Here is a 2035-nt window from a genome sequence, read left to right as displayed (position 1 = left end):
TCCTTGGTCGCGCCCTGGATCTGGGCGATCTTGTCGCCGATCTCGCGGGTGGCTTCCGCGGTCTGGCTTGCGAGCGACTTCACCTCGGAGGCGACGACGGCAAAGCCGCGGCCGGCTTCGCCGGCGCGCGCGGCCTCGATGGTGGCGTTGAGGGCGAGCAGGTTGGTCTGGGCGGCGATGTTGGAAATCAGCTCGGCGACGTGCTCGATCTGCTGGGCGCCGTCCGAGAGGGCACGCACGATCGTGTCGGTGCGGCGGGCGCTGTCGACCGCGCGTCCGGTGACCTCTGCGGATTGGGTGACCTGGCGGCTGATCTCGGTGATGGAGGAGGAGAGCTCCTCGGCGGCGGCCGCGACGGTCTGGACACGCTGACTGGCTTCGGTGGCGGCCGTGCCGACCAATGCGGCGCGGCGGTTGGTGCCTTCGGCGGTCGAGGACATCGATTTGGCGGTATGCTCGAGCTCGCCGGAGCCGGAAGCCATCAGGCCGACCAGCTGGCCGACGGAGGCATCGAAGCGGTCGGCAAGCGCGATCAGGGCGTCGCGCTTCTCCTGCTCGGTGCGCGTCTTGGTGGCGGCCTGTTCGGCCTCCAGCGCGCGGGCCGTCAAAGCTGTCTGCCTGAGCACCTCGAGGGTCTCTGCCATGCGGCCGATCTCGTCGCCGCGGTCGGTTTCCTCGACAGGCTTGTCGATGGCGCCTTCGGAAATCTCCTGCATGCGGTTCTTCTGGCGCTCCAGCGCGCTGAGCACATCGCGGGCGATCAGCCACGACAGTGCCGCCATCAGCAGCATCAGGCCCGTGCCGATCGCGGCAAGCTCCAGCGTCAGCGCACGCACGTCGGCGTCGATGTCGTCGACATAGAGGCCGTAGGCAATCGCGACGTTCCATGGTGCAAAGTGGCGCGCGAACACCAGTTTGCGAACCGGAACGGTCTCGCCCGGACGCGGGAAGAGATAGGACAGGATCGCGCCTTCAGGCGCCTGCTTGGCCGTGCTGACCGTGGCATCGCCGATCACGATGCCATTGGCATCCTTGATCCCGTTATTCTTGCCCTCGAGCTGAGGCGCGCCGCCGTTCATCATAACGGTTGAATCGGCGGTGTAGACGACTGGATAGCCCTGGCCACCGTTGAACTTCATCTGCCGGCCGCGCAGCTTGAATTGGGTTTGCGCATCGGCGAGCGTCATCTTGCCCGCGGTCACCTCGTCCTGAAGCGATTGCGCGAATCCGTGCAGCAGATCGACCGCCGTCTGCATCTGGCGTGCGCGATCTTCGAGCATGCGGGTCTTGCTGAGATAGCTCGACCCGACGATGAGAGCGGTGACGGTCAGCGCCGCGAGACAGACCATGCTGGCGAGCTTGGTGCGGATCTTCAGGTGACTGAGCAGCGACATGACGGCCTCGGGAACGGTTGTAGAATGCTTGTTCTCGCGCAGCCGTATCAGGAAGTTCTTACCATTCCTGAACGCAGGAGATGTCGCGTTCAGGCGCTCCGCAATCGGCGCAGCCGTGGACACGCATATGCAGGTGTGAGGTCGACGACTGCGGCGACGTGTCCAGAAAATATGGATCGTGATCGTGTTTATGTGGTCGAGCGTCGGCTCAATCGATGCATCGATTCGTCGATGCATCGTCGTGTTCGGGTCACGGATGTCGCGCGGCTCACGCCGCGCGCACGCCTGCCAGGAACGTCCCGACTTCGCCGGAGAGCTGTTCGGCCTGCTTGGAGAGGTTGCTGGCCGCGGCGAGCACCATGCCGGCGGCATTGCCGGTCTCGTTCGCGGCGGTCGAGACGCCGCCGATATTGGTGGTGACCTCCTTGGTCGCCTCCGCGGTCTGCGAGACGCTGCGGGCGATCTCGGCGGTGGCGGCGCCTTGCTCCTCGATCGCGGCCCCGATCGAGGTGGCGATGCGGCTGACCTCCTCGATGGTGGCGGTGATGCCGCCGATGGCGTCCACGGCCTCCTTGGTCGCGCCCTGGATCTGGGCGATCTTGTCGCCGATCTCGCGGGTGGCTTCCGCGGTCTGGCTTGCG

The 2035-nt window shown here is 66.0% G+C and carries 1 protein-coding gene and 1 pseudogene; both read right to left on the bottom strand.

The genetic code is table 11. The features are described from left to right. Positions 1-1394 (bottom strand): methyl-accepting chemotaxis protein (locus tag E4K64_RS39655; RefSeq protein WP_167772443.1); only part of this gene is annotated, 1394 nt, incomplete at its 3' end. A gap of 268 nt (positions 1395-1662) precedes the next feature. After that, positions 1663-2035 (bottom strand): annotated as a pseudogene (locus tag E4K64_RS39650) (methyl-accepting chemotaxis protein); the annotation flags it as partial.

This window comes from Bradyrhizobium frederickii (genome assembly GCF_004570865.1).
Lineage (GTDB): Bacteria > Pseudomonadota > Alphaproteobacteria > Rhizobiales > Xanthobacteraceae > Bradyrhizobium > Bradyrhizobium frederickii.
This window is presented reverse-complemented; position numbering and strand designations above follow the sequence as displayed.